A 24,140-nucleotide genomic window follows, 5' to 3' on the forward strand; every position below is an offset into this window, starting at 1 on the left:
AGCGTTTAGATCCCCCCTAGCCTTAAAAAAGGGGGAACCAGAGTCAAAGTCCCCCAATTTATCGGGGGATTTAGGGGGATCTTCAACGATTTTGGTTTTATACAAAGATGTGTGTACACCGTAGCCGCTTGTGGGGAGGGGTTGGGGGTGGGGTGTTAGGGACTTTTGCAAGAGGTCTAATATCAATAACATTGTAAATGTTAGAACCTGAGCATCCTGTCAAGTGTAAGCTACCAATTGCCTCTGAATTAGTTAGCATCCGTATTGCTGCCGAGATAAAATTAGTACTGTTGAGTTTGCTCTAATCTTTGGGTGGTTGCGATCGCTCTAATTGTGTGCAGCGATAACTGCCTCTGCCCTGCGATTCAAACGAATGATAATTTGGGATGTTTGGGGCGCTTGCCGCTCGAAGAAATTTGGGAAATAGCCAAATAGCAGAAAAATTGACCAAATCAAGATTTTTAATGCTAAAGGAATCATTCTCGATCTTGATTTGGAATTCAGAATTCTGCATTCTTCTTCAATTTTCCAAAGGATTGATTGAAAAACAGAAGAATGATTTGTATAACCTGGATTCTCAAGTTAATTTTGCATATTTCAAAATCTCTGGTTTTTCTAGGAAGAAAAATTGAATAGAAAATTTGGGACTCTGAAGTTATAGAGTATGAAAAACCTTGCTCTGGTGGAGTGTACTTGTTGAGTATAGTAGAATATTGCCGCAGGTAACTGTCCGTCGCCTCCTGGACTTAATCTTTGTGGGTGACTTCCTCCTCAGTTGCTACTACACTCAATCAACCGATCATGCAACCACCGATTACAGTTGGCACTGTCTTGCAAAACCGTTACCGCATAATTCAAATTCTCGGACAAGGAGGATTTGGTAGAACCTATCTGGCAGAAGACCAGAGGCGCTTTAACGAACTTTGCGCGATCAAGGAATTGAATTCAACAGCAGGGTCGGCTTTGGATTGGGAGAGGGCACAAGAGCTTTTTCACCGAGAGGCTGCCATTTTATATCAAATCGAACACCCACAAGTGCCGAAATTCCGGGAAAGATTTGAGCAAGACCAACGCTTATTTTTGGTGGAGGACTATATTGCAGGTCAGACGTACCGCACTCTGCTGGCTGAACGTCAAGCTGTGGGTAAAACTTTCACAGAGGCTGAAGTATTGCAGCTGATAGAGTTGTTGTTGCCTGTTTTAGAGCATATTCACAATAGAGGAATTATTCACAGGGATATCTCGCCAGAAAACATTATTTTGCGAGATAGTGACGCTAAACCTGTGTTAATTGACTTTGGGGTGGTGAAGGAACTGGCAACGCGTTTACAATCGCCAGATAGTCCCATACCAAAAACCACCGTAGGAAAATTAGGCTACTCTCCTAGCGAACAAATGCAAACAGGGGGAGCTTATCCTAGTAGTGATTTGTATGCATTAGCGGTAAGCGCGATTGTTTTGCTGACTGGTAAAGAACCCAAGGATCTATTCGATCAAAACCAACTAACTTGGAATTGGCAACGGTGGGTAAAAGTGAACCCGCGATTTGCTGTAGTGTTGAATCGAATGTTGAATCATATACCGAGCGATCGCTATCAAAGTGCTGCTAGTGTATCTCAAGCTCTACAACCTTTACACGAAGTCAATCTTCCGAATGTAAATGTGTCTAACTTGCAGACAATGGCAGTTAGTCGCCGTCCTGACTTAGTAACACCAGCAACTCCGCCCAAGAAACCCGCTCCTGTGATTCCACCAAGTTCCACTAACTCAGTTTTGGATAATCCGTTAGCGATCGCCGCAATTGCCATTGCTGTCACGATCGTAGCAGGATTTGGTTCTTGGGCACTAGTCAGTTCTATCCGCAGTCAGTCAAAAACACCAGATGAGACGCTTCCACAAAATTTCCCTTCACCAGTAATTTCTGGTGGTACTACATTCACACCGACGCCAACACCAACACCAACACCCACACCCACACCAACACCCACACCTACTAACCAACCTGTTATATCTACTAAGCGCCTCAAGCTTACAACATCTAACCCGATCGCGGTTGAAGGTACTCTCAAAGCAAATCAAATTATCCAGTACAGCTTTTTTGGGCGAGAAGGTACTAAATTAAACACGTTTATTGATCCAGGAAGCAGCATTCTATTAACAGTCTTAAGTCCCAATGGACAACCAATTGAGAGTACTGCCCAACAAGTCACATTTTATCAAGGCACATTGTTGGTTACTGGTAGATATACTATTGAGTTAACTCTGCTTCCAGGAGTTGCCGAAAGCAATTACAATCTCAATGTTGCATTAGAAAAACCAGTCAAACCAACACCGACAGAAACACCTTTGCCAATTCCCACAGAGACACCCTTGCCATTTCCCACAGAAACACCTTTGCCACTTCCCACAGAAACACCTTTGCCACTTCCCACAGAGACACCCTTACCAATTCCGACGATTACTGAAGCGCCAACTTTGCCGCCACCTGATGAAACCCAACCATTTTCTGGCCAAAGGAATTAATGTTAAACACACTACTGATTACTGGAACTGATACGGAAGCTGGTAAAACTGTTTTAACAACAGCGTTAGCAGCTTATTGGCAAAAATATTACCCGCAGCGTCGCTGGGGAATCATGAAACCGATTCAATCAGGAATTGGCGATCGCGAGTGGTATCAAAAGCTATTTGCGCTAGAACAATCTGCTGAAGAAATTACACCTTTATACTTTCAAGCACCTCTGGCTCCTCCAATCGCAGCAGCACGGGAAAATCGCCAAGTAGATTTAGCACTTGTGTGGCAAGCTTTGTCTAAGTTGCGATCGCAGCGTGATTTTGTGCTTGTAGAAGCCTTGGGAGGGTTAGGTTCGCCAATAACCGAGGAATTAACGGTAGCTGATTTGGCGGGGGAATGGCGTTTACCAACAGTATTGGTAGTACCAGTGAGATTGGGTGCGATCGCTCAAGCAGTGGCAAATGTAGCATTAGCTAGACAATCGCGCATCAATCTCAAAGGCATTGTTCTGAACTGCGTACAACCCCGAACGGATGCAGAAATAGCCGACTGGACACCATTTCAATTGATTCAATCACTCACTAACACGCCAGTTTTAGGCTGCTTACCCTATTTAGATAACCTGACTGATTTAGATAAACTTGCTCAAATAGCATCAGATTTAGATTGGGAAACACTAACACTTGAGAATGATTAAATTGGGGTAGGAGGCAGGGAGCAGGGAGCAGGGAGCAGGGGGCAGGGGGCAGAGGAAGGGTGTAAAACTTTTTATGTCTGATTTTAAGTCCTGCACTTTGTAATTCATCTACTTGAAAACTGCTGTATATCGCACTAACTTAATTAGGATACAGCAACATTTTTGAGGATAGTTATTGGCCCTTGGGTTTTGAGAATCTCCATTTCTGCTGCGTTTCGTACCAGTAGGGCACCAGCGAATCCTAATGAATTCACAGAGATAGATTGGAAATGCTCTTGCGATCGCGGTACGATCAACATCCATTCTCGTGTCGCTAGCAGATTGTAAGCACCAGATTGCTTGTCATCTAAACCCACAGCGTGACGCAAAGTGTGATAAATTTCCAGTGTTGCTTGGGCCCCTGCCAATGGCGATCGCACCCAATTAGAATTTAATGGTGCGAAAGCATGTACAAAGGGAAGTTTTGCTAAAGTTGCATTCGAGTTTTGAAATTGTGCTGATATTAGCAAAGGTTCAATCGGTATTTGCAACCCTGAAGGTGCAAGTGGTAGTGGCACTAATTGTAAGTGCTTGTGTCGCTGACTAGCACCTGCGGTTTTGCTACTGTTGTAAAATGCTAAACCATCGAAATCAGCTAAACAGGCCCACATAGCCGTAAAATCTTCCAGGGTGAGTAAGCTTTCTTGTTCCTCGAAACCACGGGTGATGATTAGCAGATGATAATCTACAACATTGAATTTATTTAAAATACATACATGGGTATCGGAGATATCCGCCACAAATAAATCCTCTTCGTAGGGCAAAAAAGGATTAAACTTTTCACCAGAAGTAGCAGATTGTTTTTCCTGTTTTTTCTTAGCTGCTTTTTTGCGATTCAGGTTAGACAAAATACGCACCAAAAAGCGCACGCCATCCTGTTCAACAAATTCAAATTCTGTCGGAATCGAGAGTAGCGCCCCGCATTGCAAAGCATATTCAGTTCGTTCTTTAACACTTGTCCATAAAGTGCCAGGTTTAAGTAAGATTTTCCCCTGTGCCATTTTTATTCCTTCAGGCATGATGAAGAGTGCTGTTAGCGGTAGCGGGGCGTTTAGCCCGTGCTGAGTTCTGAGTTGAAAGACCGCCCACAAGATGCCTTGCTCAAACCCAAGTACATAAATTACTGAGTAATTATTAATTTACTCAGCACTGAGTTTGGTAAAGAGTAGGCAGCGATTTGCGTCTCTACGAATGACTATATTCCAATACGGTTCAATAAAATACCAAAGCTTTCACAACAACGCAATACCTCCGCAACAAAACTGTCACAAATAATATCTACATTAGTAATACATCTAAATATCTTTCCAGACAGCAATGCAAAACGAATCTCGCGACAGAGAACACCCATCAAATAGCATTTCACATAACACTGCTGATGCCAAATATCATAAACCCTGGAGAAAGGCTGCCGCCTCTCTATCGCTGGTGCTGCTGGGATCAGGTATGACATTGGCAGGCGGCTATATGGCTGGACACTCTCAGCAGGTGTCTGAAAATGCATCTAATTTGGCAGTAAGTCGAGTAAATGCTGCTCCTCCATTACCAGCAGGCACAGATCCTAACTTTGTTATCCAGGTGGTGCAAAAGGTAGGGCCTGCTGTAGTGCGAATTGACTCTTCCCGAACCGTAAAAACCCAGTTACCAGATGAATTTAACGATCCACTTTTCCAACGCTTTTTTGGCTCTCAAATGCCAGAACAACAGAATCGCGTAGAAAAGGGTACTGGTTCAGGTTTTATTATTAGTGCTGATGGTCGTATTCTTACCAATGCCCACGTAGTTGATGGTGCTGATACCGTAACAGTAACACTCAAGGATGGGCGCAGCTTTAAAGGTAAAGTGTTAGGAAAAGATGAGTTGACCGATGTTGCCGTTGTCAAGATTCAGGCAGATAATCTGCCGTTAGTAGCCTTGGGTAACTCAGATCAACTACAACCCGGAGAATGGGCGATCGCGATCGGCAATCCCCTTGGGTTAGATAATACAGTAACTACCGGAATCATCAGTGCCACCGGACGCAGTAGCAATCTAATCGGCGCTCCCGATAAGCGAGTAGAGTATATTCAAACTGACGCCGCAATTAATCCCGGCAACTCTGGCGGCCCCCTACTAAATTCGCGTGGCCAGGTAATTGCCATGAATACAGCCATTATTCAAGGGGCACAAGGATTAGGCTTTGCTATTCCTATCAACACAGCACAACGCATTTCCAGTCAACTAATAGCTACAGGTAAAGTAGAACATCCTTACTTGGGAATTCAGATGGTAGGGTTAACACCTCAGCTAAAACAAAATATCAACTCAGATCCCAATAGCGGTTTGAGTGTGAATGAAGATAAAGGTGTATTAGTTGTAAAAGTTATACCAAATTCACCAGCTGCTAAAGCAGGGATACGTGCTGGTGATGTGATCCAAACCCTTGGAGGTCAAGCAGTCACAGATGCCAGCAGTGTCCAAAGGGCAGTAGAAAATAGTCAAGTCGGAAGCGATTTACGTATGGAATTACGTCGCAATGGGCAAAATCTTAACATAGCTGTGCAACCTGGTGCTTTCCCCACCCAAACCCAAGTGCAATAAAAGTTTTGCTAGTCAATTAAGTAAAAGGGAATTTTCTGGGATGGGTATTGTGCCCGTCCTTTTTTTTAACGTGAATTCGACAGACCTCACCCACCCAGCCTCCCTCTCCTGCGAGGAGCTACGGTGTACACACAAGTCCTAAAAACCTAGCTTGATAAGACTTTCCTCGTTCCCAGTCTCCGGCTGGGAATGCATTCATTGAGTCTCTGACTCAATGCCAGATTGGAGGCTCTGCCTCCACGAGGAGCATTCCCATGTAGAGCTTGTGTTCGAGATAAACGAGAGAAGAATGGAAAATCAAGCTTTTTTCGACTTGTGTGTACACCGTAGCCCCGCAAGTGGGGAGGGGCTGGGGGTGAGGTCAAAATCCTGTGCATCGAACTCACATTTTTTTTAAGTGGCGCAATTGAGTTGCAGTAACCGTATTGCCGTCAGGTAGGCACTGGCACAAACATCAAAATCGAATTTGTAAAAATAGTTTTATTCAATAGCAGAGTCATATTTACATTTTTTATCCATGACATTAGTCACGGTTCAACTAATTACTTTTTTCACTAGTGAATAGCTCTTTTCAGTCCTAGTATTTATTTGTCAAAGAGATTAATATTTGGGCAATTATTAATCTCTTTGATGTCAATATCATAAAAGGGAAGTTTGCGAATGAGTATTAAAAGAATGCTTGCTAGTGCAGCGCTGATTTTACCAATTGCTGTTACCTTTATTCCTTTTCAAGCCGATGCTCAGATCAGAAGACCAGTTAGGCGATCGGTTCCAGCTAGAATAATCAGAAGACCAGTGCGAGTTAGGGTTCGTACCCCTATTCAAGCGAGAAGGAGAATAGTGATTCCTGGACGTTGGGTGCAAACAAATCGTGGTCGCCGCTGGATACCTGCTCGCTCTGTATATAGATAAGAAGTCTTACAATTGCAAAAAATATTGTCCATCAATATTGATTGCAGATTTATTTTTTCATAGCTTTAGTTAGTGTTTAAAAATCCCCTTTACAAGATTTATAAAGGGGATTTATTTCACTTTTATAATAAATAGTTAGGCATAATTAAACATATAAGAAAATCTTAGTTTGTAGTGAGCGATTTATCGCTTCTTCAGATTTATCAAAACTCAAGTTATGACTACAAACTTTAATTTATTTATGCCTAGCAATAAGTTGCAACTGAATTTTAAGCTAGAGCTACTGCTGGTTGCTGCCAGCGTCCCACCGCTTTACCAATTACTGCCAATTCTTGCATCAAGTTATCAAAACGATCTGGTGTCAGAGATTGGGGCCCGTCGGATAAAGCTTTGGCAGGATTAGGGTGAACCTCTATCATCAGGGAATCTGTGCCAGCTGCGATCGCAGCCATTGCCATTGAAGGCACAAATTCAGACCAACCTACGCCGTGGCTGGGGTCAATCATAATTGGCAGGTGAGTCAGTTTTCGCAACACTGGCACTACCGATAAATCGAGTGTATTTCGCGTATATTGACGGTCAAAGGTGCGTATTCCCCTTTCACACAAAATTACATTAGGATTGCCAGATGCTAGAATATACTCGGCTGCCATCAACCAATCTTCAATAGTAGCTGCCATTCCCCGCTTTAACAGAACCGGTTTCGGCTGCGCTCCCACTTTTTTGAGCAAGGAGAAATTCTGCATATTTCTTGCTCCCACCTGAATCACGTCAGCAACTTCGGCAATTTTATCCAGGTCTACAGCATCCATCACTTCTGTAATAATACCTAGTCCGCTGACCTCCCGCGCTCTTGCCAATAAATCCAAAGCACTCTCGCCGTGTCCTTGGAAGGCATAAGGTGAAGTCCGGGGTTTGTATGCACCTCCGCGCAAAAATGAGGCTCCAGCAGCCTTGACGCGCCGCGCCGTCTCCACAATCATTTCTTCATTTTCTACGGAGCAGGGGCCAGCAACAACTACCAAAGGCTGATGTTCGCCAAATACTACCGCTCCATCAGGAGTATTAACCACCACATCTGAAGCTTCGCCGTGGCGGTACTGACGGCTAGCTCGTTTGTAAGGCTGTTCTACGCGCAACACCTGTTCAATCCAGGGGCTAAGTTCCTGAATTTGTAGCGGATCTAAGCTGGCGGTTTCACCTACTAGACCAATAACTACTTTGTGTTGACCTACAATTTTTTCTGGAGTTAGCCCCCAACTGGTTAGTTCCTCATCAATACGGTTTATTTCCGCCTCTGGGGAACCACTTTTCATTACTATAATCATCTGAAAGTTCCTGATTAATTAATTGAGTAAAATTTTCTGTAAATAGGCTAACTTTATTGTTACCTATTGGCCTAATTACAAATAGTTAAAAATAAAATTTGTTTACAAAATAAATAGATAAAATGTAGCGCTCAGTCAGTATTTTTACTGCTAAATAGCTATATATTGAGTATAAAAAGTGAAATGTAATTTAAATTACAATGTTGAAGTAATAAAATTTAAACTTCAACATTAACTTTTTCATTTACCCAATATCACAGTTACTTAATACCTGAGCGCCGTTCATTATAAGTTTTTTTGCCGAGTTTCACGCCAAGCTGCCACCATTCGTCCCAAATTGGTGTTGAACTCACCCAAACCCAACAAACTTCCGACTTTTTCTTCATCCCAAGAGGCAGAGAGAACGCCATAAGTTATCCCTAAAACCCCCAAACCAAATAATCCCATGTTCACCAATAACACGGCGATGGGAGGTAGTCGGATATCGGAGTAGGTAGCAAGCAGATAGCTAGCAACCAAGGCACTAATGCCCAAAGCTGTTGGTACACCAGAGAACCCAGCTACCCGTCGGATCATTCGTTGACTGACTACTTGGGGAATTGCCATCTCTTGTTTGGTGTAAACCACTTTTTTATCAGCCTTTTTGACGGATTCTTGGGGCTGTGCTGCTGGTTTACTTTGAGCTTTTGCGGGTTTTTGGCGCTTTTTGTTCGGTTCAAAGGGCAAACGACTGCGTTCAGATTCTTCAGCAGACATAAGCGGTAGTCCTATCCACGAATACCGAGACGAGCAATCAAAGCTAGATATTTTTCCCGGCTTTCTTGCGATATATAAGCTAGAAGACGCTTACGCTGTCCGATTAGCTTCAACAGTCCCCGCCGAGAAGAATGGTCTTTTTTATTTGCCTGGAGATGTTCGCTGAGGCGGTTAATGCGCTCAGTTAGCATAGCGACTTGGACATCGGCCGAGCCAGTGTCAGTTTCATGAACTTGATAGTTGGAGATTATTTCTTGTTTCCGCAGTTGCGTGAGGGCCATGGTCGATTCAGTTTCTAGTTTTTCTAAAATGTATGCAGCAGTCTCCTATAATATCACAGCCCTCAAGCTGGATGTGGAATGACCTTTGAAGTAAAATTTGTACTTTTTGATACTATTTTTTAGAGGGTAATTCTCAGTATGCGTTTTAATCCTTGATAGGGATTTTAATTGATTGCGATTTCCAAGAGCATCTACTTGGGTGTTGCCGGTTCAATGGTTTCAATCCTTAATAGGGATTGTAGTTGATTGAGATTGAATACCCAGTAGTGATTTTGCCTTTGTACACGCGTTTCAATCCCTAATAGGTAGGAATTTTAGTTGATTGCAATTTTTGCTTTACTCCAGGAATCACAGGAAATAGCGTGTTTCAATCCCTGATAGGGATTTTAGTTAATTGCAATTTTAATTTCGGATTGGATTTTGAAGGGGAGATGTTTCAATCCCTGATAGGGATTTTAGTTAATTGCAATGTGATTCGCAGGCATGGCATCAGGGAACAAGACGAGTTTCAATCCCTGATAGGGATTTTAGTTAATTGCAATTCATGGTTCAAATAGCTTACCCTGGCACATCGACCGTTTCAATCCCTGATAGGGATTTTAGTTAATTGCAATTAGTTGCATCAGTACCATTATCTGCTGCGTTTGCTGCATTGTTTCAATCCCTGATAGGGATTTTAGTTAATTGCAATTTATTCCTCCTTCAGGGAACCTCACTCCGGCATTGCGTTTCAATCCCTGATAGGGATTTTAGTTAATTGCAATCATTGTTTTATATAAATTGATGTGAGAAGCTTCACGTTTCAATCCCTGATAGGGATTTTAGTTAATTGCAATGGATTGGATGCCTCCACGATTCATTGTATTCACCAATATAGTTTCAATCCCTGATAGGGATTTTAGTTAATTGCAATAGTTTAAACGTCAATAGCAAAGTAAAAAAAATCCCGTTTCAATCCCTGATAGGGATTTTAGTTAATTGCAATTAAAACAAGCCGAAATATACCCCACTCTCACCGATGTTTCAATCCCTGATAGGGATTTTAGTTAATTGCAATATCGTCAGCGTATTTGTAAAGCGGGCTACCGTCTGTTTCAATCCCTGATAGGGATTTTAGTTAATTGCAATTCAACTTAGTTGGGGTTAAAACCCCAACCTTCTTAATGTTTCAATCCCTGATAGGGATTTTAGTTAATTGCAATTTTACCACCGCTTATAGAACCATCACCGACTGCAAGTTTCAATCCCTGATAGGGATTTTAGTTAATTGCAATGCTAAAGTCGCTGAATTGGAAGCAGCGATCGCTGTTTCAATCCCTGATAGGGATTTTAGTTAATTGCAATTTTTTAGAATCTCTTTTCTGCCTGAATCGACTAGTTTCAATCCCTGATAGGGATTTTAGTTAATTGCAATACAGGATTAGATGTAAAATCATCCGATTATAGCAAGGTTTCAATCCCTGATAGGGATTTTAGTTAATTGCAATGTCGTTCTTTTTCTATGGTCATTCCCTTTACTAAAGTTTCAATCCCTGATAGGGATTTTAGTTAATTGCAATAATTAAAATGTTTTAATGCTTGCGTAAGCTTCCTGGTTTCAATCCCTGATAGGGATTTTAGTTAATTGCAATTTCAAACTCTTTTATAAGAGTGATCGCAATTTCTGTTTCAATCCCTGATAGGGATTTTAGTTAATTGCAATCGTTCAAAGGGCTAGTAGGCAGATTGCAGCTTATCTGTTTCAATCCCTGATAGGGATTTTAGTTAATTGCAATTCCAAACGCGGGAATCGCTCTCATCTCAGCCTCTACGTTTCAATCCCTGATAGGGATTTTAGTTAATTGCAATGAACGTTTCACTGCGACAGCGATCAATGGTACATGTTTCAATCCCTGATAGGGATTTTAGTTAATTGCAATGATTATAAAGTGCAACTAAAAAATCTTTAGCTGGTTTCAATCCCTGATAGGGATTTTAGTTAATTGCAATAGCTGGCTTCCAAAAGCCTTGTGTTATTTGGTTTTCAAGGTTCAATAGCGCGAATGCAAAAATCATAACATAAGGAGTGGCAATTGTGCTAACTGTAAATAGCTGAAAGTCAGTCTACATAAGGTGCGCGGATGGTTTCAAGATGCTACAGCCATCAAATCCTTGCATATAGGGCAATTCAGGCATTTTTGTGTTTCCCCTTCTCCAACACCTACCCATCCGCGCATTTAGCGAAAAAACTAATCCGACTGGAAAGCTGTTTCTGTTTACTTTATAGATATCCTACTCGATTAGGTTAGCTGACTTTAGGGTGATGCCTACGCCTACGTAATTCCAGCATCCCCATAACTAACCTTATTTGGCAACGTCTTCAAAATCTGTTATCGCACAAGCAAATTCTCTAAAAGCTGTTTTAATCAGAACCTCTTTCGTTCCTCTTTCCAGAGAAGAGTTGCGGATGAGGTCTGTTAATTCTATGAACAACAGAGAAAACATAAAACGATCTTGGCGGTCAACTTGTTTCAAGCAAGACGATATAAACTGATAAAGCTCTGTTTTTCTGGGTTTGGTTTGTTCATCCCATATTTGCAAGCCAAGCCGAAAAGTTCTCAAGCGGATTTCATTGGTGTTGAAGGACGCGTCTTTGTAGCGGACTGATACGCGTTGGGGTAGTTCCATGAGTTTTAGCTATACATATTCAATGTAAAGTAATTATTCACTTATATTTTGGCTCAACCGGAAAAATCCTGATATTTTGCACCAATGGCAATAGCCGCCAGATGTTAGAAACGAGTTACTAGCGTGGAATATAGAGAGTTATGTAGGGTAGTACAGCAGTTCTACCCTACGATCGCCAATTTAGAGGATACCCCAGAAATGGAGTAGCCCTTGACCAGAAAAAGCTTCAATCAAAATCGCAGAGACAAAACCAATCATTGCAAGACGACCATTCCAATTTTCACTCTGAGGAGTGAAGCCAAAACGCACAGCATTAGGATCTTCTGAAACAATAGACGCAGGATTCTTAAAACCTGACATGAGAATAACTCCAAGGTTCAAGTGTTGTAGCAGTTATAACTGTCTGTAAAGTAATGTAACAGATGTTTAAAAAAATGCAAGATTGAATGAATTAGGACTTACTCACTCTCTACGAATTCTTTGTCTGCGAAACGCTGCGTGATGTTGATGATAACAGCGAATTAGTACGAGAAAATTGGACTATTAGCTTGAGTATAGATAATGATTTTGGCGATTTTTGATGGTTAAAGCGCTTTTCAAATGCATAAACTTTTCTCCTAAAAGGTTACGCTATACACATTAAGTTATCCGATTACCCAAAAGTCCTCCAAAACCTCACCCTGTCCTCTCCTTACTAAAGATAGGACAGGTTGAGGTATCTCAGGGGCTATCTATGAGATTAACCGTAAATTACCTTGACAAAGGCTTGTGTGTACATCGTAAGTAAACTCTTCGGTAGAGTTATTAAAGTTACGCTGGATAAATCCGTAATCTTCTATTTGGTTCTTCGCCAAAACTATGCGACTTGAGGCGATAATGTTCTACCAACTCATGTTGCATTTTGCGGACTTGTGGAGAACGCGGCAATAACTCGACTGGCTGTCCTTTAGGAATCACAATTTGCTCAACGGCAAGTCTGGCTTCTTCTAAGGCATCCATCTCATCATCGCTACCATTGTGCAAAAACAATTGTAGTTCTCTATCATCGGCCATTTCTGGGTCGTCGATGTTTAGCAACCGCCGCAAACCACGGGTAATTTGGGGAATGGTGCTGGACTTAATCATGTGAATGGGTACATGACGAGCTTTGGCCATCTGGCGTAATTTGGCGTGGTTTTTGACGTGCGATCGCAGTGCTAAAATTGCATCAGCAGTATCTATATCTTTTGTCAATACCACTGGCAAAGTTAGTACGCTAATCACCTGTTCCAGTTGGTGACGGCTAACCCCATAAGGGTAAACGTGCAATGGCAAATCTTCACCATTCGGCCCTGGCACTCTTGTAGCAGCATCAAAATCAATGCTTTCAGAATAATTGAAGGATTCATCCAGCAAACGGTCAAACTCACTGCGCCCAGTTACCCGCTCTACAGGCAATTGGGGTAGTGCAACCATTTGTCCAGATGAACGCCAGCCATTAGACGGTCGCGCCGGTGGGAAAGAATCCTCCACTGTTCCTAGCTGTCCACCACGACCGTTAACAACAGCTAACTGCCTTGTAACCGCAATTTTGCCGTGGTCATCAACGGTTCTCGTTTGTGGAGTAGCCTGACGCCCCCGCAGCAGATTATCTACGGTGTCAGCAACACTTTCGTGTACTGTCCAGCGTTGGCGTTCTAACATTTCTACCGCAATCTCAAAGGTAGGCGGGGCTTTCCGCTCCAAAACAGTCTTTTGAGAGCCTCGCCGTCTGGCTTCATCGTCTCCCAAGGTAACAGCTTGGATACCCCCAACTAAATCAGCCAGGGTGGGGTTTTTAATCAGGTTTTCGATCTGATTCCCGTGGGCAGTACCTACCAACTGTACGCCCCGTTCCGCAATGGTACGAGCCGCTAAAGCTTCCAGTTCCGTGCCAATTTCATCAATGACAATGACTTCTGGCATGTGGTTTTCCACTGCCTCAATCATCACCTGATGCTGTTCGTTTGGATGAGCCACTTGCATCCGCCGAGCGCGACCAATGGCGGGGTGAGCAACATCACCATCCCCAGCGATTTCGTTGGAAGTGTCAATAATCACCACTCGCTTATGCAGATCGTCCGCTAAAACACGGGCTATTTCCCGCAAGGCGGTAGTTTTGCCCACGCCTGGACGCCCCAGCATGAGAATCGATTTACCAGTTTCTACCAAGTCGCGGATCATGCCAATGGTTCCGAATACCGCCCGACCAACCCGACAGGTCAAGCCAATAATCTTACCAGTGCGGTTGCGAATAGCGCTGATCCGATGCAAAGTTTGCTCAATTCCTGCCCGATTATCTCCGCCAAAGATTCCGACTCGTTGAATGCAATCATCTATTTGTTCTTGAGTAACGGGTACTTCGCTCAAATACTCAGCTTGATTAGGAAAGCGAGCCTCTGGGCGACGACCCAAATCCAAGACCACTTCTACTAAACTATCTCGTTTGGGATGACTCTCTAGTACTTGTTGCAGGTCTTGGGGCAAAATGTCTAATAACTTTTGGAGATCGTCTGTAATCGTCATGCTTTCTATGGTGACGTTTTTAGAGATAGCGAGGACATTTGCGTGCAGGAGAACCCGCTCTGGGAATTTTCCGAACGAGCGATTAACGCTCCTGCTGTGACTTGATCTGGGAAACGAGAGAATGGGCAAGTTCTACAGCTTGCCAAAGCAATACTTCATCTTCTTCTAGGCGAACAGTCGCCTTCATATTGGTGTTACTTACCTCCTTATTCTCTAACTGTTCGAGAATTGGTGACAGCAATACGCGAGCGTAGCTACCGTAGGCGACCCCGGCGATGGAGGCGGAGGGGCAGAGGGGCAGAGGGGCGGAGGGGCAGAGGGGCAGAGGGGCAGAGGAAAAAAGTTCTTCTCTCTCCCCTGCTCCCCTGCTCCCCTGCTCCCTTGCTCTTTTCAGTAGTCCCATTGCCTTTAACTTAGCAACGGTATACTTATTTGTGCCGCCTGCTAACTGCACATATCCAGGTAACTTAGCTGCCAAAACTTTTTGCCCTAATTTCACCGCAGCTATTGTGGTGCCATCGCCAATATCACCACTCATCGGACGACCATCGGTTTGCCAAATTAAAGCACCCTTGAGTGGGGCAATCCTATCGTAGAGCGCTCTTAAGTAGTCAATCATCCCTTCACCATCAGGACAGCTGATGGCTAGTAACTTTAGTGTATCGGCCCACGGTGAAATTGCTTGCCATAATCGCTCAAATTCTGCTAACCGCCCGACTTGTGTATGGATTTCTACGGCATCTACTCCCGTTGACATTACCAATGGCGCGATCGCTCCCGGCGTTGTCACGTATGAAGCTGTATAAATTATACCATAAGGGCAAATTGGGATGCAACGACCGCAGCCATAACACTTTTCGGATACTACTCCTGAAAAGTCTTCTTTGATACTGTCAAACACGATCGCTTGTGCCGGACAAATCCGTTCACAGGGTCTAGGGCAGTCTGTAGGACACTCATGAGGATTAAATTCTGCTTTGCGAAAATGGGGGTCTTCTCCATCGTTTAGGCTGACCATCAAAAAGGGTAAATTGCCTTTGTAGTCAAAGCCTCGCTTTTGGGCATCCTTAGCCAGAGATTTGGCTGCTTGTAGCCCTGATTGCGCTGCTGCAATTACTGCTGGATCAGCTGCAACATCTATGCAGTCAGCGCCCGCCAAAGTATAGGCTAACGTTAAACTTCTGACTGCCGGCAAATGCTGGAAGCTGGCTCCGCAGATCAGCTTGAACCAGTCACCTTGTTTGAGAGATTGTAAAGGTACGAACAGATCAGTCACTATTCTATTATGCGTTTATGCGACTAAAAATAGTAGTCTGCGATCGAGAAAAAGTGCGAATTTGCTGATTTAGGGTTTATTGAATTGGGAGTTAGGAGTTAGGAGTTAGGAGTTAGGAGTTTTGTTGATCTCCTCATCTCCCCCTGCTTCCCCTGCTCCCCCATCTCCCCACTCTCGCAGCTGTCTTAGGAGGCCGACATACATGACAACTGTATTTTTTGTAGAAGACTCTGCTGAAGATAGAGCTTTGTATCGACGCTTCTTAGAGCGGGACGATCGCTACACTTATGATATTTACGAATTTGAGTCTGGAAATAAGGCCCTACAAGCTTGTCAAGCAAAAATACCAGATGTGATTTTGTTGGACTATCGATTACCAGATTTAGACGGGCTGGAATTTCTCACTCAGCTACAGAGGCAAACTTCTAACAGCCAAATTTCAGTAATTATACTAACTGGACAGGGAGACGAAACGATCGCAGTCCAAGCGATCAAGAGTGGGGCGCAAGATTATCTAGTCAAAGGAAAATTGACTTCTGATAATTTACGTCGAGCGGTTCATGGGGCGATCGAGCAGATGCAGCTAATGCGGCAGCTAAAACAACAACAGGAACAACAAAAGTTAGTAGGAGCGATCGCTCTTAATATTCGCCAATCGTTGAAGCTTCAAGATATCCTTGCCACGAGTGTTCAAGAAGTCCGCCAGTTACTGGACGCCGATCGGGTATTGGTGTATCAATTTACGCCCCAAATGCGGGGTAACATCGTCGCGGAGTCGGTATTACCCCAATGGACACCAATCTTCGGACTGGAGATTGAAGATACCTGTTTTCAGGAAAATCAGGGGGGAGAATATCGCCAAGGAAAAATTTGGGCAGCAAGGAACATCTACGAAGCGGGTTTAAGTGATTGCCATATTCAACTTTTGGAACAGTTTCAGGTGAAAGCGAATTTAGTTGTCCCCATTTTGTTAGAGAGCAAGGAGACTCAAGCAGTTGAACTTTGGGGGTTATTTATCGCACATCAATGTTCTGCCCCACGCCAATGGCAGATATTTGAGGTGGAATTGCTCAAGCAACTGACGGTGCAACTAGCGATCGCTATCCAACAAGCCGAACTCTACCACAATCTCCAAACCCTTAACGCCGAGTTAGAAGCCAAGGTACAAGAACGCACTGCCAAATTACACCAAAGCGATCGCCGTTTTTGCGCCATCTTTAATAACACTTTCCAATTCATAGGACTGCTAACACCAGCTGGCATTTTACTGGAGGCGAACCAGACGGCGCTAAGTTTTGCCGGACTAAAACTAGAAGATGTTATCAATCGCCCTTTTTGGGAAGTACACTGGTGGACAATTTCACCGCAAACTCAAGCAGAATTAAAACAAGCGATCGCTCGTGCAGCTCAAGGGGAGTTTATCCGCTATGAAGTTGATGTTCTCGGTGCAAATAATCGGGTAGCAACAATCGATTTTTCACTCCGTCCGCTTTTAGACGAGACAGGTCAAGTTGTTTTGTTGATTCCAGAAGGGCGAGATATTACCGAACTCAAACAGGCTAAAGAAAAACTCCAACAAAGTGAAGCACTGCTAGTTACTACTCAACAAATCACCCATGTAGGCAGTTGGGAATTGAATTTAGAAACGAAAAAGCGCTCCTGGTCAATGGAAACCTTTCGCATCTCTGGTCTAAATCCCACTCAAGGTGAACCCGACCAAACAGAATTTCTCCAAATAATTCACCCAAGCGATCGCGCTTTGGTCAAGGCCCAACTCGACAAGATGATCTCTACAAAGGGCAACGCCTACGCCCCAATAACACCTTTCAATCTTGAGTATCGAATTATCCGACCCGATGGTTCGGTGCGGTACGTTGAGTCGAAAGCAGAGATAGCTTATGACGCTCAAGGACAGCCAGTTAAGCTATTGGGAGCGGTTATAGATATTACAGAACGCAAACAAACCGAGTTAGAAATCATCCGTAGTCATGACCTGCTAGAAGCTGTTTATAACGAATCCGCTGATGCACTTTTTTTGGTAGATGTCGAAACATTACTGATCGCTGACTGTAACGATCGAGCAGTGGAGCTATTTGCAGCCTCTAGTAAAGCTGAATTAATTAACATTAAAGGTAACACTCTGCAAAAACAACCCTTTACTTCCGATGAGATTGCCACCTTTATGGAAGAAATTAACCAGCAAGGGTTTTGGAGTCGAGAAGTTGAATACATGACTAAGCAGGGCAAATCCTTTTGGGGAAGCATCGCAGCCAAACAAATTACAGTCGCTGGTACCGTGATGCAACTAGTACGAATCACGGATATTACTGCCCGAAAGTATGGTGAACAAGAGCAGCAACGGGCAGAAATAGCTCTCCGAGAAAGCGAGGAACGACTACAATTAGCCCTTGAGGCTTCTGGGGATGGTTTGTGGGACTGGAATATTTTGACTGGAGAGGCATATTACAGCCCTCGCTATTTAGAAATGCTGGGATACCGCTTTGACGAACTCCCACAGAATTTAAGTACTTGGGAGCGATTAGTTCATCCAGACGATCTACCTTGGGCGGAGAAAATCTTGACAGATTACCTCAAGGATAGTTCGATACCGTACAAATTTGACTATCGACTCCGAACTAAGTCAGGCGAATGCAAATGGATTGCCAACTACGGTAAGGTTGTGATGCGAGATGCAGATGGTAATCCTCTGCGAATGACTGGTACTCATCGGGATATCAGCGAGCAACAAGCCGCGCTACGCGAACACAAACAAGCCGAAGCCGCCTTAGCCAAAAGTGAAGAACAACTGAGACTAACGTTGGAATTTAATCACATCGGTCTTTGGGATTGGAATGTTCAAACAGGCGAAGTTATCTGGAACGACAACCATTATCGTTTGTTAGGTTTAGAGCCAGAAATATCAGCAGCCAGCTATCAATTATGGCGCGATCGCGTGCATCCAGAGGATGTTGACCGAATCGAACAGGCTGTATCAAATGCACTGGCACAACATATTAATTTTCAAGGTGAATATCGAGTGATTTTTCCCGATGGCAGAGTTCACTGGCTCACGGGGAAAGGACGTGGCGTTTACAACGAAGCAGGCGAACCTGTACGTATGTTAGGAATAATCATTGATACTAGCGATCGCAAGCAAGCAGAAGCAGCTTTGCAAGAAAGTGAAACCCGATTCCAGGCATTTATGAACAACAGCCCAGTGCTAGCTTGGATCACTGATACAGATGGGCGCGTACTTTACTTAAATCAAACATACCTGCGGACATTTAAATTACTACCCGAACAGGTGATTGGGCAATCTATTTCTGACCTCTACCCAGATGAAATTGCTCGGAAGCATTTCGATCACATTCGCACAGTCATAGAGACAAATCAGGTAATTGAGGCAATTGAAGTTGCTCCTCGACCAGACGGTTCCCTTGGTGAGTTCTTGGTATACAAATTCCCGATTCTCGGATTGTCTGCACAAAAGCTAGTGGGTAGGGTGGCAATTGACATCACAGAACGCAAGATTCTAGAGCGAGAACTAGCTCACAAGCAAAAGTTATTGGATACCTTCATCAATAATGCACCTGTTGGTATAACGATTATGGATCGGGAACTGCGTTATTCATTGATTAATGAAGCATTAGCAGAAATTAATGGCATTCCCGCAGCAGAGCATATTGGCAAGACACCCTGGGAGATTGTTCCTGATTTGGCATCAAAACTGGAGCAAATCTTTCAACATATCTTAACAACGGGCGAACCGATTCTGGATTTAGAAATCAGTGGAGAAACCCCAAAACTTCCAGGTGTAATCAGGACTTGGCTAGCTTCCTATTTTCCAATTCAGTCTGAAGCTGATGAACCTATTAGCATGGGCATTGTGGTAGTTGAAATCAGCGATCGCAAACGCGCTGAACAAATGTTAGAGTTGCAGGCAGTCATCACCCGCAATATGGCGGAGGGAATTTGCCTAGTTCGTGCTACAGATGGCGTGTTTGTCTACGCCAATCCTAAATTCGAGCAGATGTTTGGTTATGACCCTGGTGAATTAATCGGTCAGCATGTATCAATTGTCAACTATGGTGATGAAAATAATACACCTGAAGATGTTAATCAGGCGATTAGAACTGCTATTTTAGAACACGGTGAAGCAACCTATGAAGTCCATAATATTAAAAAAGATGGCACTCCATTCTGGTGTAGCGCTACCGCTTCCGTTTTTGAACATCCTGAGTATGGAAGCGTCCTTGTGGCTATCCAACAAGATATCACCGAGCAAAAGCAAGCGGAGGAAAAAATCAAAGCCTCTCTGAAAGAAAAAGAGGTATTACTGAAAGAAATTCATCATCGGGTTAAGAACAATTTAGGAATTGTCAGCAGTTTGCTGCAAATGCAATGCAGACGAACACAAGATCCTGTAGTGACAGCTATTTTGCGCGATAGCCAAAACCGCATTGCTTCCATTGCCCTAGTTCATGAAAAACTATACCGTTCTGAAGACCTCGCTGATATTGATTTCGCTCAATACATTCCAGATTTAACAACTCATCTATTTGATTCCTATAATGTCAGTTCCAGCCAGATTCAATTAAATATTCAAGTTGATAATGCTAGCCTTGACATCGAAACCGCTATTCCTTGTGGCTTGATTATCAACGAACTGGTTTCTAATGCTTTGAAATACGCTTTTGTTGGTAATATTGGGGGCAAAATTGAGGTTAAGTTTTATCAACAATCGGAATCTACTTTGACACTCATTATTAGAGATAATGGTGTTGGCTTACCTGAAAACTTTGATAGTAAGAAAACTAAAACGCTGGGCATAACCCTTGTCCAGGGTTTAGTCAAGCAGCTAAGAGGAAAACTGGAAATTGACTCTCAACAGGGTACAGAATTCAAAATTACTTTTACAAACAGCCGGACATGAACATAATTGACATCTCATCAAACGCACAGACAAAAAAGACAGTTCGAGTCCTTGTTGTTGAAGATGAATATATACTTGCTATCAACTTACAAGAAACTTTAGAATCTTTAGGATATGTTGTTTTAGATATTGCCGATTCTGCTGAAGGGGCAATTGCTAAAGCAACTGAATTTCGCCCAAACTTGATTTTGATGGATATCAGGTTACGGGGTGAAATGGACGGCATCCAGGCAGCGGAGCAAATTTGGCATCATTTGCAAATTCCGATTATCTACGTCACCGGGCACTCTGATAAGAGTACTGTTGAGCGAGCAACGCTGACATCCCCCTTTGGATATATTCTCAAACCTATTAAAGAGCAAGAACTTTATGTTGCCATTCAAACAGCCTTAAATCGCTACGATCGCGAGCAATTTTTGAGTTCTGTACTCCGGGGAATGGGTGATGGAGTAATTGTAGTCGATACTGAATTAAATATTAAATATATCAATCAGGTAGCTGAAGCTCTAACAGGGTGGCAATGGAATGAAGCTAAAGATAAGACGTTAACTGAAGTTATCAAAATCATTGATGAACAAACTCAGTTGCCGAGAGAAAATCCAATTATTGCAGCCCTCCAAAAAGAAACTACTATATATTTGGGTAGTGGTGTTCTACTAGTTGCTAGAGACGGGACAACTATACCAATAGCTGATAGCGCCACTCCCCTGAGAAATAACAGTGGTGTAATTACAGGAGCCGTTTTTGTTTTCCGGGATGACACGCAACGACGGTTAACCGAAGAACGCAATCTCGCAGCTGAACGCGCCCAACAACTAGAAATTCGAGTGGCAGAACTTCAACGCCTGAACCAATTAAAAGAGGATTTTCTGGCAACCACTTCTCATGAAATGCGAACACCCTTGTCAAACATCAAAATGGCAATCTCTGTGCTAGAAAATATTCTCGATCGCCAGGGTATCTTAACTTCAAACACACTTCCCCCATCTGAATCTGTAGCCCGTTACTTAGGTATTGTGCGCGAACAATGCGAACAAGAACTGGAGTTGGTTGACAATTTACTGCATCTACGAATGATTGATGCAGATGTCTATCCATTGGAATTAACATCAATTCAACTCCAAAACTGGCTGCCTCACGTTGCCGAGTATTTTCAAGAACGCGCTAAAGCTAGACAACAGTCTTTTGAAGTTAGTGTTTCTCCAGATTTACCACCTTTGGTTTCAGACTTGGCTAGCCTGACTGAAATTGTCTCAGAATTACTCAACAATGCTTGTAAATATACTCCGCCTGATGGACAGATTGTGTTAAAGGTTCAGCTAATTGACATCACAAAAAGTTTAATAGATGAGAATGCTAAATCTGGTGTACTACATAATTTTCAAGTTCCTTATTTTCAAATCACAATTAGCAATTCTGGGGTGATAATTCCAAAAAAAGAACAATCTCGAATTTTTGAGCCGTTTTACCGGATTCCTGAAAGCGATCGCTGGCAACAAAGCGGCACAGGATTAGGTTTAACATTGGTTAAGAAGTTAGTAGAATATCTCCAAGGCACGATTGAAGTTACCAGTTCTCAGGGCTGGACAACGTTTACAGTTCAACTGCCTTTAAGTTTGTAATGGTATTTGTCCTTTGTCCTTTGTCATTAGACGTTGGTTATTAATGCTTCCTGCCACCCTCACCTTCCGAAAGAGTTCAAACTACGCCAAAATCTAAATAAACGCGATCGCATCTTACCGACAATGCAGATTACCCAAAGTCTCCATACAGCGATTCTTGTAACTGACTTAGAACGCTCGGAACATTTTTATGGCAAAGTATTGGGATTATCCAAAATAGATCGTTCCCTAAACTACCCTGGTGCATGGTATCAAGTCGGTGACTATCAAATTCACCTGATAGTTGCACCCACTGTCCCCACGGAAAACGCAAACGAAAAATGGGGACGTAATCCCCACATCGCCTTCAAAGTAGCTGACTTAGACGCCGCCAAACAGGAATTCCTCAATCATAATTATCCCATTCAAGCTAGCGCCTCCGGTCGTGCTGCCCTGTTTACTCAAGACCCAGATGGAAATATTATCGAGTTGAGTCAGCAGTGAGGAGTGAGGAAGGGAATAGGGAATAGGGTACAGGTTACAGGGTACAAATTATTTTCTATCACCTGTCACCTCTCCCCTGTCACCTCTCATCTATTCTGGTAATTTATATTGCCCAACAATACGTTTGGCAAACTCTGGAACGTGTGCGTCTAATTTCTCTGGATGATTGCGCTTCACATACAAATAATTCCGAGTAAAGTGAGAATCAATGGAAAATCGCGCATATTCTAGACCCTTGGGGCCGATTTTTTCGATTACCACACCCATCAGTTTTGCTGCCCACATCGGCAAGGTAACGCCTTTATCGTAAGCGGGAATACTTTGTTGTACGGCTTCTTTTCGGTTGCCTTTAGACGTTACTGGTTGGGTATCCAACTGGTCTTTTACTAAATCCAGCATTTCCTTGCCAGTGTCATTTCTAACTACAATCCATTGCCAACCGAAGGGTGCGCCCATGTAGCCAACAACTAAGTCGGCTAGGGAATTGACATAATCAAAGCAACTCATACAGGATGGTGCAAAGACATCTTTGAGTTTGTTGGTCTTCAAGCCAAAGAAAGGCACTGTTTCTGATGAGCCATCTTCATGTTTGAAATGAACCCGGAAGTCTTGCATAAATTCGTAATGCACAACTGTATCAGGCGATCGGCTGGTGGTTTCTAAGAATTTTTGCAGTCCGGCACGGTTAACGTTATCTACGCAAGGCGTACCTAAAACATACAGCTTTTCTAAACCAAGTTGTTTTTCTACGGCTCGTAATGCCTGGATTTGGCAACCAACACCAATTACCAACAGCCGTTTCATTCCCGATTTTTCCACCTGTTCTAATATGGAAAGGTTCGGAGAAAGTGTTGGTTTATTTACCCGCGCTGCTAGTATTTCTTCTGGGGTACGGGCGATGACGGGCATGGGTTGAAAGCGGTCTTCTTTGGTGTTTTGCACGCAGACAACACCTTCAACTAAGCCGCGATTCAGCATTTCAATGGCAATGCTGCTAACTATACCCGTCCATTGTGCGCCTTCGATGGGTTGCTGTTTCTTCGCCGCTATCATGTCTTGATGAACACCAAAGTAGAGTTCATCGGGGTTTTCGAGATGGCGCGATCGCGTGTGTGTTTCTTCTTCAAGTTCGCCTATTTGCTGATTAATAAAAGCGCAAGCTTCCTTGACATAATGAATATAATATGTATCGCATAGTCCGCACTCGCTACAAAGTTCTTTCGCAGGGCGGCGGCTGGTAGGTTTTAAGGCTCTGGCTTTTTTGTGAGGAGAAACTGAGGTCATATAAACTTTTTGTTTTATCCAGGAATCGCTTTTATTACAATACCTTCACTCGCTATGAACTTGACGATAGAGGATGAACAAGACATTGTAATATTTTGAAACGCAGAGGGACGCAAAGTAAGGGATTTCCAAGAAATAAATTATCCAATCTTGTGGGGTGGGCATCTTGCCCGCCTTTGACTATTGAAGAGCGAGACGCCCACCCCACAATAAATAGTTGTAT

17 protein-coding genes and 1 CRISPR repeat array are annotated in these 24,140 nt (G+C 43.2%); of the genes, 7 read left to right on the plus strand and 10 right to left on the minus strand.

The window, feature by feature from the left end; genetic code table 11:
• Positions 1-301: 301 nt before the first annotated feature.
• Positions 302-514 carry a hypothetical protein gene (locus tag ACM0OX_RS21240; RefSeq protein ID WP_414516967.1) on the minus strand — a complete coding sequence of 71 codons (213 nt, stop codon included), beginning with the start codon at positions 512-514 and terminating at the stop codon, positions 302-304.
• 287 nt (positions 515-801) lie between these two features.
• On the opposite strand from ACM0OX_RS21240, the gene ACM0OX_RS21245 reads away from it, so the two are divergent.
• Together ACM0OX_RS21245 and bioD are read left to right on the plus strand one after the other, a co-directional pair.
• Positions 802-2,523, plus strand: coding sequence for a protein kinase domain-containing protein (locus ACM0OX_RS21245; protein ID WP_414516968.1), 1,722 nt, complete (start codon positions 802-804; stop codon positions 2,521-2,523).
• Positions 2,523-3,212 (plus strand): dethiobiotin synthase, encoded by a 690-nt coding sequence (gene bioD, locus ACM0OX_RS21250; protein ID WP_414516969.1) that lies wholly within the window; start codon positions 2,523-2,525, stop codon positions 3,210-3,212. The genes ACM0OX_RS21245 and bioD overlap by 1 nt, the downstream gene beginning before the upstream one ends.
• A 143-nt stretch (positions 3,213-3,355) precedes the next feature.
• Here the strand turns inward: bioD and ACM0OX_RS21255 are convergent, their stop codons facing one another.
• Positions 3,356-4,252, minus strand: a complete 897-nt coding sequence (locus tag ACM0OX_RS21255; protein ID WP_414517002.1) for an ATP adenylyltransferase family protein — start codon at positions 4,250-4,252, stop codon at positions 3,356-3,358.
• Positions 4,253-4,568: 316 nt separating this feature from the next.
• Between ACM0OX_RS21255 and ACM0OX_RS21260 the strand changes: the two genes are divergently transcribed.
• Together ACM0OX_RS21260 and ACM0OX_RS21265 are read left to right on the plus strand one after the other, a co-directional pair.
• The gene (locus ACM0OX_RS21260; protein ID WP_414516970.1) at positions 4,569-5,831 is read left to right on the plus strand and encodes an HhoA/HhoB/HtrA family serine endopeptidase; all 1,263 of its coding nucleotides are present in this window, start codon (positions 4,569-4,571) and stop codon (positions 5,829-5,831) included.
• A gap of 660 nt (positions 5,832-6,491) precedes the next feature.
• Complete coding sequence (locus ACM0OX_RS21265) at positions 6,492-6,743, plus strand: hypothetical protein (protein ID WP_414516971.1); 252 nt, start codon at positions 6,492-6,494, stop codon at positions 6,741-6,743.
• A 269-nt stretch (positions 6,744-7,012) separates the two neighbouring features.
• On the opposite strand, the gene aroF is transcribed toward ACM0OX_RS21265, so the two are convergent.
• The 7 genes from aroF to ldpA all read right to left on the minus strand — a co-directional run bounded on the left by aroF (position 7,013) and on the right by ldpA (position 15,595).
• Positions 7,013-8,071, minus strand: coding sequence for a 3-deoxy-7-phosphoheptulonate synthase (gene aroF, locus ACM0OX_RS21270; protein ID WP_414516972.1), 1,059 nt, complete (start codon positions 8,069-8,071; stop codon positions 7,013-7,015).
• 285 nt (positions 8,072-8,356) lie between these two features.
• The gene (locus tag ACM0OX_RS21275; RefSeq protein ID WP_414516973.1) at positions 8,357-8,827 is read right to left on the minus strand and encodes a PAM68 family protein; all 471 of its coding nucleotides are present in this window, start codon (positions 8,825-8,827) and stop codon (positions 8,357-8,359) included.
• 11 nt (positions 8,828-8,838) lie between these two features.
• Entirely contained in the window at positions 8,839-9,108 is a 270-nt protein-coding gene (gene rpsO, locus ACM0OX_RS21280; RefSeq protein WP_094348354.1) for a 30S ribosomal protein S15, read from the minus strand.
• 364 nt (positions 9,109-9,472) lie between these two features.
• Positions 9,473-11,097: direct repeats of the CRISPR family, unit length 37 nt; unit sequence GTTTCAATCCCTGATAGGGATTTTAGTTAATTGCAAT.
• Between the two features lie 354 nt (positions 11,098-11,451).
• The gene (locus ACM0OX_RS21285; RefSeq protein WP_292738173.1) at positions 11,452-11,775 is read right to left on the minus strand and encodes a hypothetical protein; all 324 of its coding nucleotides are present in this window, start codon (positions 11,773-11,775) and stop codon (positions 11,452-11,454) included.
• 180 nt (positions 11,776-11,955) lie between these two features.
• Positions 11,956-12,135, minus strand: a complete 180-nt coding sequence (locus ACM0OX_RS21290) for a chlorophyll a/b-binding protein (protein ID WP_414516974.1) — start codon at positions 12,133-12,135, stop codon at positions 11,956-11,958.
• 450 nt (positions 12,136-12,585) lie between these two features.
• Positions 12,586-14,319: a R3H domain-containing nucleic acid-binding protein gene (locus ACM0OX_RS21295; RefSeq protein WP_414516975.1), complete on the minus strand. Its 1,734-nt coding sequence runs from the start codon at positions 14,317-14,319 to the stop codon at positions 12,586-12,588.
• 82 nt (positions 14,320-14,401) lie between these two features.
• Positions 14,402-15,595: a circadian clock protein LdpA gene (gene ldpA / locus ACM0OX_RS21300; RefSeq protein ID WP_414516976.1), complete on the minus strand. Its 1,194-nt coding sequence runs from the start codon at positions 15,593-15,595 to the stop codon at positions 14,402-14,404.
• A gap of 202 nt (positions 15,596-15,797) precedes the next feature.
• On the opposite strand from ldpA, the gene ACM0OX_RS21305 reads away from it, so the two are divergent.
• From ACM0OX_RS21305 to ACM0OX_RS21315, 3 genes are all read left to right on the plus strand, one after another.
• Positions 15,798-20,528 (plus strand): PAS domain S-box protein, encoded by a 4,731-nt coding sequence (locus ACM0OX_RS21305; protein ID WP_414516977.1) that lies wholly within the window; start codon positions 15,798-15,800, stop codon positions 20,526-20,528.
• The gene (locus ACM0OX_RS21310) at positions 20,525-22,150 is read left to right on the plus strand and encodes an ATP-binding protein (RefSeq protein WP_414516978.1); all 1,626 of its coding nucleotides are present in this window, start codon (positions 20,525-20,527) and stop codon (positions 22,148-22,150) included. Before ACM0OX_RS21305 ends, ACM0OX_RS21310 begins: the two co-directional genes overlap by 4 nt.
• Positions 22,151-22,273: 123 nt before the next feature.
• Positions 22,274-22,633 carry a VOC family protein gene (locus ACM0OX_RS21315; protein WP_414517003.1) on the plus strand — a complete coding sequence of 120 codons (360 nt, stop codon included), beginning with the start codon at positions 22,274-22,276 and terminating at the stop codon, positions 22,631-22,633.
• 90 nt (positions 22,634-22,723) lie between these two features.
• Here the strand turns inward: ACM0OX_RS21315 and ACM0OX_RS21320 are convergent, their stop codons facing one another.
• Complete coding sequence (locus ACM0OX_RS21320; protein WP_414516979.1) at positions 22,724-23,917, minus strand: Coenzyme F420 hydrogenase/dehydrogenase, beta subunit C-terminal domain; 1,194 nt, start codon at positions 23,915-23,917, stop codon at positions 22,724-22,726.
• Positions 23,918-24,140 lie beyond the last annotated feature (223 nt).

The sequence above is a fragment of the Nostoc sp. PCC 9305 genome (assembly GCF_963920915.1).
GTDB lineage: Bacteria > Cyanobacteriota > Cyanobacteriia > Cyanobacteriales > Nostocaceae > Nostoc.